The organism is Halorubrum sp. SD612 (assembly GCF_002135005.1).
Genome location: NZ_NEWI01000013.1, coordinates 25110 through 33100 on the forward strand (window position 1 = coordinate 25110; position 7991 = coordinate 33100).

The 7991-nt window shown below is 71.6% G+C and carries 7 protein-coding genes; 5 read left to right on the forward strand and 2 right to left on the reverse strand.

Annotation, left to right across the window (positions count from 1 at the left end):
- Window position 1: 1 nt before the first annotated feature.
- On the reverse strand, window positions 2–1948 hold the full coding sequence (locus B9G38_RS02840) for a DHH family phosphoesterase (RefSeq protein WP_086219405.1): 1947 nt from the start codon (window positions 1946–1948) through the stop codon (window positions 2–4).
- Window positions 1949–2064: 116 nt separating this feature from the next.
- Here B9G38_RS02840 and B9G38_RS02845 point away from each other — a divergent pair, with 116 nt between their 5' ends.
- The 5 genes from B9G38_RS02845 to B9G38_RS02865 all read left to right on the forward strand — a co-directional run bounded on the left by B9G38_RS02845 (window position 2065) and on the right by B9G38_RS02865 (window position 5528).
- A complete protein-coding gene (locus B9G38_RS02845; protein WP_049930371.1) occupies window positions 2065–2580 on the forward strand; it encodes a Mov34/MPN/PAD-1 family protein in 516 nt (171 codons plus the stop codon).
- Window positions 2577–3029 carry an adenylyltransferase/cytidyltransferase family protein gene (locus B9G38_RS02850; RefSeq protein WP_049930683.1) on the forward strand — a complete coding sequence of 151 codons (453 nt, stop codon included), beginning with the start codon at window positions 2577–2579 and terminating at the stop codon, window positions 3027–3029. Before B9G38_RS02845 ends, B9G38_RS02850 begins: the two co-directional genes overlap by 4 nt.
- A 105-nt stretch (window positions 3030–3134) precedes the next feature.
- Window positions 3135–4538: a heme o synthase gene (locus tag B9G38_RS02855; RefSeq protein ID WP_049930373.1), complete on the forward strand. Its 1404-nt coding sequence runs from the start codon at window positions 3135–3137 to the stop codon at window positions 4536–4538.
- A 78-nt stretch (window positions 4539–4616) separates the two neighbouring features.
- Entirely contained in the window at window positions 4617–4859 is a 243-nt protein-coding gene (locus B9G38_RS02860) for a SelT/SelW/SelH family protein (RefSeq protein WP_049930374.1), read from the forward strand.
- A gap of 114 nt (window positions 4860–4973) precedes the next feature.
- A complete protein-coding gene (locus B9G38_RS02865) occupies window positions 4974–5528 on the forward strand; it encodes a hypothetical protein (RefSeq protein ID WP_086219406.1) in 555 nt (184 codons plus the stop codon).
- Between the two features lie 17 nt (window positions 5529–5545).
- On the opposite strand, the gene B9G38_RS02870 is transcribed toward B9G38_RS02865, so the two are convergent.
- The gene (locus B9G38_RS02870) at window positions 5546–7987 is read right to left on the reverse strand and encodes a cation-translocating P-type ATPase (RefSeq protein ID WP_086219407.1); all 2442 of its coding nucleotides are present in this window, start codon (window positions 7985–7987) and stop codon (window positions 5546–5548) included.
- Between the last annotated feature and the right edge of the window lie 4 nt (window positions 7988–7991).

The following is a 7991-nucleotide window of genomic DNA, read 5'->3' on the forward strand; positions in this document are numbered from 1 at the left end:
CTCAGTCGTCGAGCGCGATCGTCGATGAGAGCGCCTCGTCGATCTCCGCCCCCGCCATCTTCTCGACCAGCGTCTCGATCACTTCGCTGCGGCGGCGCTTCACGAACTTGATCGAGCCGACGACGAGGTGGCCGCCCCCGGAGACGCCGGCCTCGGGGAGTTCCTCGTTCAGCTCGGTCACCATGTTCGGGATGTCGAGCCGGACGCCGTCGGACCGGAGGACGCAGAAGTCGGGGCCGTAGCCGATGGTGATGACGGGGTCGCCGGTCTCTTTCACTCTCGTGTCGTGGAGCTCGCCGGTCGTCTTGCCCGGCGCGGGGTAGGTGAATCGGTGCGCGTACTCGTCTAAGTCGATCCGGTAGAGGTGCGCGCCGGAGGCGAGCCGCTCGTGGTCGACGTGGTCCTCGACGGCGTCGAGCTGGCGCTCCACGTCGCGCTCGGCGCGCTCCGAGAGGAACTCGACGAGCTCCTCGTGGCGCGCCTCGTCGTCGCAACTGACGTTGAGCGCGTCGTTGACCAGGGTCTTCCCCTCGGAGTAGCGGAGCCAGTGGGCGGCGTAGTCGAGCGCCTCGCCGATGTCGAGGAGGTCGGACTCGTCGTACCCCGCGCCCTCGGCGAGCGCGACGTAGTCGTCCATCGCCTCCGCCTTCGAGCGGTCGGAGAGGCCGGCAACCGCCGGCACGTGTTCGAGCTCCTCGGTGAGCGACGGGTCGACGAGCCGGGCGAGCTCGACGCACATCATCCCGGTGGTGACCCGGTAGTCCTCGCCGTGGAGGTAGGGGTTCACGTGGGCGTCGAGCAGCGGCCCGACCGCCTCGGGGTCGGGGTGGTGGTGATCGACGGCCGCGATGGGGATGTCGTAGTGCGCGAGGTTCTCGTAGGCCGGCACGTCCTCCTCTGTCGACCCGTTGTCGAGCATGAGGAGGAAGGGGAGCTTCTGCCCGTGGCGCGCGCGGCCCTCCAAGGCGAAATTGAGGTCGCGGGTGACGTCCTCCATCTCGTAGTAGGGCGCCTTGCTCGGGAGCCGCTTGAACAGGTGTCGGGCGGCGTCGGGGTCGCCGTGGACCTCCTCGATGAGGTTCTCAACGGCGAGCTGTACCGGGATCGCGGCGCACATCCCGTCGCCGTCGGCGTGGTGTCGGACACGGATCGGGCGGCCGGCGAGGACCGTCCGGCGGAGCAACCGCGCGAGTTCGCGGAGGTCCTCGTGGATCGGCTCGAACGCCTCCCAGTCGACGAGCGGCTCGACGTCGGCCGGCTCGGCGCGCTCGTCGAGGGCCGCCTCGAAGCGATCGCGGGCTTCGGCGGCGCGCTCGTCGGGGAGCCGCGTCAGCGAGTCGACCTCCAACTGGAGCGCGTTCTCGCGGCTCTCGATCGCCCCCGAGACGTGGACCATGTCGCCGACCTCGACCTCGGGGTACGCCCGGACCCCGGCGGACTCGAAGGCGGCACAGGAGAGGACGCCGGAGGCGTCCGCGACGGCGAAGACGGTGGGACCCCCCGTCTGTTTCGCCTGAACGACCTCGCCCTCGACGGTCACCTCGTCGCCCGGCGTGAGGCCCCGGACCCGAGAGACCGTCGGCTCGTGGGCGACCGTCTCGGTGCGGTAGTCGTCGGGGTCGACGTCGTCGAACGCCACGTCGCCGTTCTCCTTGACCTCGGTGAGCCGGACGATCAGCCGGTCGCCGACCGCGTAGTCGCCGTCGAGGTTCGACTCGTGGACCAGCCCGCTTACGGCGTCGGAGAGGTCGACGAACACGCCGTAGTCGACGACGCCGTTGACTTCGGCGTGGTACAGCTCGTCGACTGCGGCGTCTTCGAGGGTACAGTCCGGCGCCAGATCGTAGACGGTCGGCCGGTCGTCGGCCGCCCCCTCCGCCGCGTCGGCGTCGGGTTCGGGGCTCGAATCGCCCCGCGTGCCGGAATCCCCGGCGAAGTTTTCGCTCATGAGCAGCCTTCGGGAACGGCCGGTGTTAAGCCTGTTCTCTCGGGGCTCGGGCCGGGAGTCCGCGTCGCGTTCCGCGGTCCGGAACCCCTATGAGGCGACGGCGACTTATCCCGCTTATGCGACTGTTCCGCTCGGACGAGCTCCTCGGCATCGCCCGAGAGACCCTGGATTTCGTCCTCGAGGCGAGCGAGGAGACGCACCCCAACGAGTACATGGGGTTCCTCCGCGCGGACGACGCCCGGAAGCTCGATCTCGACCGGGACGGACAGGTGATCACCGACGTGCTCGTCATCCCGGGCACGGAGTCGAGCCCGACGAGCGCCAGCGTCCGGACACACATGAAGCCGAACGACATGCGCGCGGTCGGGTCGGTCCACTCCCACCCCAACGGCGCGCTGCGGCCGAGCGACGCCGACCTCGCGACCTTCGGGCAGGGGAAAGTACACATCATCGTCGGCGCCCCCTACGGCTGGGGCGACTGGAAGGCGTTCGACAACGAGGGGCGACAGACCACCCTCGACGTCCTCGACGTGGAGGTGCCCGACGAGCACTTCTTCGATTTCACCCAGGAGGACATCGACCGGGAGCTCGACGAGCGCGACCGCGGCGGCTTCCTCTCGTGGTTCCGATGACGCGGGTCGTCGCGCAGGGGACGTTCGACCTGCTCCACCCCGGCCACGTCCACTACCTGGAGGACGCCGCGGCCCGCGGCGACGAGCTCCACGCCATCGTCGCCCGCCGGACCAACGTCACGCACAAGCCCGCACCGGTGCTGTGCGCCCGCCAGCGGCGCGACATGGTCGCGGCGCTCGACGCGGTCGACGAGGCGCACCTCGGCGATCCGGGGGACGTGTTCGTCCCCATCGAGCGGCTCGACCCCGACGTGATCGTGTTGGGGTTCGACCAGCACCACGACGAGGCCGACATCGCCGACGCGCTCGCGGACCGGGGTATCGACTGCCGGGTCGAGCGCGCGTCCGGCCGCGAGCCGAAGTACGAGGACGAACTGCTCTCCAGTGGCGACATCGTCGACCGGATCCTCCGAGAGCGCGGCGGCGAGGCGGACGCGGACCGGGACTGAGCGCTGACGGACGCCGTCCGCTCGGGTCCGCGTTTTCGCCCGCCGCTCGCCGCCGTTTTGTCGAAGCGCGGAACATATATGGGTCCGATTCGTAATTCACGCCACGTGACGCTCCCAGACAGATTCCCCGCGGTGTTGGCCGCGGCCGCGATGGGCGTGTACCTGCTCGTCGTCGTCGGCGCCACCACCTCGCTCACCGAGGCGGCGACCGCCTGCGGCGCCTGGCCGGCCTGCGGGAACGGCGCCGCCCTCCCGACGGCGACCGAGGGGTGGATCGCCCTCGGCCACCGCGCCCTCGCCGCCGTCGTCGGTCTCCTCGTCGCGCTCTCCGCCGCGCTCGCGTGGCGGGACGGCGCCGACCGCCGGGTCAGGGTCGCGCTCGCCGTCGCGCTCGTTGTCTATCCCGCGCAGGCCGGCGTCGGCGCGCTCGTCGCGCTCGGCGACCTCCCGGCCGCGCTCGGCTCCGCGCACCTCCTGATCGGTATCGGAATCTTCGGGGCCGTCCTCGCCGCGCTCGCCTGGTGGCTGGAGGCCGAGACGGGCGACCCGGACGACGCGCCCGACGAGTTCGAACCCGGGACCGACGACCTGCCGCCGGTCGAGGAGGCCCCGGAACCGGACATCCCGTCGGCGGCGCTCCCGCGGCTGAAGGCGACCGCGACCGCGTACTTCCGGCTGATGAAGCCGCGGCTGATGTGGCTGCTCTGCCTCGTCGCCGCGGCCGCGATGGCGCTGGCGGGCGGCTCCGGTTTCACGCCGCCCGTCGTGGCGGCGACGCTCGCCGGCGGTGCGCTCTCGATTGGCGCCTCCGGGACGTTCAACCACGTCCTCGAACGCGACGTGGACAAGCGGATGCAACGCACCAGCGACCGCCCGCTCGCGACGGACCTCGTGCCCGTTCCGCACGCCCTCGCGTTCGGCGGTCTGCTGACGCTCGTCTCGCTCGGCCTGTTCTGGACGGTGAACTCCTTGACGGCCGCGCTCGGGCTTGTCGCGATACTGTTCTACAGCGTCGTCTACACGCTCGTCCTCAAACCGAACACGGTCCAAAACACCGTCATCGGCGGCGCGGCCGGCGCGCTGCCGGCGCTCATCGGGTGGGCCGCAGTCACGGGCGAGGTCGGCGGCGGCGGGGTGCTGCTCGCCGCGGTCATCTTCCTGTGGACGCCCGCACACTTCTACAACCTCGCGCTGGCGTACAAGGACGACTACGAGCGCGGCGGCTTCCCGATGATGCCCGTCGTCCGCGGGGAGACCGCGACGCGTCGGCACATCCTCTGGTACCTCGGCGCGACGCTGGTCGCCGCGGTCGCCCTCGCCGCGGCCGCCGACCCGCTCGGCGCGCTGTACGCGGTCGTCGGCGTCGGCGTCGGCGGGGTCTTCCTCTGGATGGTCGTCCGGCTCCACTACGAGCAGACTGAGGGGGCCGCCTTCCGCGCGTTCCACGCCTCGAACGCCTACCTCGGCCTGTTGCTGTTCGCCGTCGTCTTCGACGCGCTGGTGGTCTGACACGGCGATATCGTCGCGAGCGCGCCGCGACCGACCGGGACCTGTCCCTTTAATCCTGTTCGTGTCCTACGCTGTGCCATGACACGCGTTGAAGTCGAGTACTGCGTCCCCTGTGGCATGTTGAACCGCGCCCGAGACGTCTCCGAGGCGATCCTCAAGCAGTTCGGCGAGAGCGTCGACGAGGTCGCTCTGGTGACCGGCGACGACGGCGTGTTCGTCGTCCGCGCTGACGGCGAGGTCGTCTTCGACAAGACCGAAGACGAGTACGACGTCGACGCCATCGTCCGCGCGGTCAAGCCGCACGTCGGCGCGACGGCGTAGTCACTCGGCTGTTCTCAGACTGGAGACGCCCGAGGAGGACTCTTCGACGGGTTACATTGATCACTGTTCTCACGCCGCAAGCTAATTAGGACTCGCCGACAAATCTCGGTGACGATGTCGGACTCATCGGAGCGGACCCGGACCGAGGCGGTCGCCCCCGGCGATCCGGCGGTCGACGCCGCCTCCGAGAACCGGTCGCGGCTCGCGCGGACGTGGTACCGGTCGCGGTTCGGCGTCGGCGTCATCGCCGCCGACGTGCTCCTCACCGTCGGCCTCGCCGCCGGGGCGCTGCTGGTGACCGACGGCCCGTTCCCCGGGTTCGCCGGCCTCGGTTCCGGAGTCGTTCCGCCGTTCGTCCCCCTGTTCAGCCTGCTCGGCGCCCTGGGGTTCGTGTTCACCGCCCTCGTCGAGCGGTTCGACGCCTCCGTCGGCACGCTCGTCCGGTACAACCTCCGGCTGCCGGCCGCCCTGCCGCTCGGCGTCGGGGTGTACCTGCTCTCCGACATCCTTCTCGGCGGGACGACCGGCGACGCGCCCCTCGTCGCCGGCGTCGTCTTCCTCTCGGGACTGTACGTGAACCTCGCGTACAAGCGCCTGGGGGCGTTGGCGCGCCGCCTCCTCCCCGCGAGCGCCGATCGGAGCGCGGGCTCGGGAGACGGGGAGAGCTGACCCCGGCCACGCTGGACTCAGTCGGGGTCGAACACCGCACGCGCGGAGTTGGTCACGACGAGGATGCTGCTCGACGCCATCGCGAGCGCGGCCAGCAGCGGGTTGAGGACGCCGGATAACGCCAACGGGATCGCGACCGCGTTGTAGACGAACGCCCAGCCGAGGTTCTGTTTCAGCCGTCGGTTCGTCCCGCGCGTGACGGCGAACAGTTCGGGGACCGCCGAGAGCCGGTCCTCCAGGAGGACGGCGTCGGCCGCGTCCGCGGCGAGGTCGGTGCCGGAGGCGATCGAGACCCCGAGGTCGGCCGCGGCGAGCGCCGGCGCGTCGTTGCTCCCGTCGCCGACCATCGCGACCGAGCCGTCGGTGCCGAGCCGCCGGACCGTCTCGGCCTTCGCCTCCGGCGGCACCTCGGCGAACACCTCGTCGATCGCGGGGTGCTCCGCGAACCGCCTCGCGGCCGCGGGCGCGTCGCCGGTGAGCACCACCACCCGACGGCCGTCCGCGTCGAGGTCGGCGACCACCGACTCCCACCCGTCGCGCACCTCGTCGCCGACCGTCAGGACGCCGCGGCCGCGACCATCCCAGCCGACGTAGACGGGCACGTTCCCGCGGTCGCGGGCGGTCGCTCCCGCCTCGCGGAGCGTGTCCGGTATCGGCCAGCCGCGCTCGTCGAACAGGCCGGGGTGGCCGACGACGACCTCGTCGCCGTCGACGCGCCCCGCGACCCCGCGGTCGAAGACGTCCACGTCCGTCGCTGACGGGCCGCTCGGGGCGGGCGCGTCGTCGGTCTCGCCGACGCCGTCGGCGGTCGAGTCCGCCGCGGTCGCCGCGCCGCCGTCGGTCGCCGGCCGCCCAACCGTTCGCCCCTCCGAGTCTCCCAGCACTCCGGAGACGATCGCCTCGGCGACCGGGTGGACCGAGGCGCGCTCGACGGCGGCGGCGCGGTCTCGCACGCGGTCGACCGGCGTCCCCGCCGCGGCCGTCGCGTCGAGCAGCCGCATCTCGCCGTCGGTGAGCGTCCCGGTCTTGTCGAGGACGACGGTGTCGACGTCGCTCGCCGACTCGAAGACGGCGTCGGAGACGACGACGATGCCGCGGTTCGCGGCGTCGCGGATCCCGGCGGCGACCGCGAGCGGCGTCGCCAGGCCGAGCGCACACGGACAGGAGACGATGAGCACCGTCAGCCCGACGAGCGCGGCCTCGATCGGCGCCGACCCGAGCGCCAGCGTCGCGGCGGCGCCGACGGTCGCGACCGCGACGACGAGGGGGACGAACACCGTCGCCAAGCGGTCGACGAGCCGCTGGACGCCGGACCGCGAGCTCTGGATCTCCCACAGCAGCCGCACGAGGGTGTCGAGGGTGTTCGCCGCGTCCTCGCCGACCTTGACGACGACCGGCGAGTCGGTGACGACGGTCCCGCCCCGGACCGCGTCGCCCTCGCGTTTCGTGGCGGGGAGGGACTCGCCGGTGACGAGCGCCTCGTCGACAGCGGCCGTTCCCTCGGCGACGGTCCCGTCGAAGGGCACGCGCTCGCCGGGGCGCACGAGCAGCCGGTCGCCGGGGGCGACCGCGTCGGCGGCGACGGTCTCGCCCGCCTTGGTCCGCACCGTCCGGTCCTCGGTCGTCGTCAGGTCGGCGAGCATGCCGGTCGCCCGCCGCTTGATTATCGACTCGTAGTGGTTGCCCGCGGTGACGACGAGGATGACCGCGATGGTCACGTCGAAGTAGAGGTCGGTCCGGCCGACGAGCAGCGCGAGCGTGCTGTACGCGTACGAGCTCGTCGCCGCGAGCGACACGAGCAGGTCCATGTTCGGCTGTCGCGCCCGGAGGCTCACGTACGCGCCGCGCAAGATCGGGTAGCCGGTGTAGAACAGCACGATGGAGGCGAACAGCCAGATCTGCGCGAAGAGGTAGGTCCCGGAGACGCCGCCGAGGTCGACGATCGGCTCGTACCCGAAGTAGGTCGGATACAGGAAGAGGACGTACCACAGCATCGCCATCATGCCGAAGAACCCGCCGCCGATGAGGAACCGCACGACGGCGTCGTCGTCCTCCGCGTCCGGGTCCGCGCGGTCGCTCGCCGAGTACCCCGCGACCGAGAGCCGGTCGGGCAGCTCGTCCGCGTCCACCGCGTCCGGGTCGTAGTCGACCCGGATCGTGTCCGTGGCGTAGCTCGCCTCGGCGGCCGCGACCCCGTCCTGCTCGCCCGCAGTCATCTCGAGGAACGACTCGCAGGTGGCGCAGTGCATCCCGTCGACGTGGAGGAACGTCGTCTCGCCGTCGAACTCCTCGCCCGGCGTCGCGTCCGGACGCCGCGCGTCGAGGTCGTCGAGGTCCTCGACGTCGTCGAGCGAGCGCGCGACCGTCAGGCACCCGCGGCAGCAGAACTCGCCGTCGACGTCGGGCGCGGTGTGCGGGTCGTCCCCCGTCGGGAGGTCACAGAGCGTACAGCCTGTCATTGGT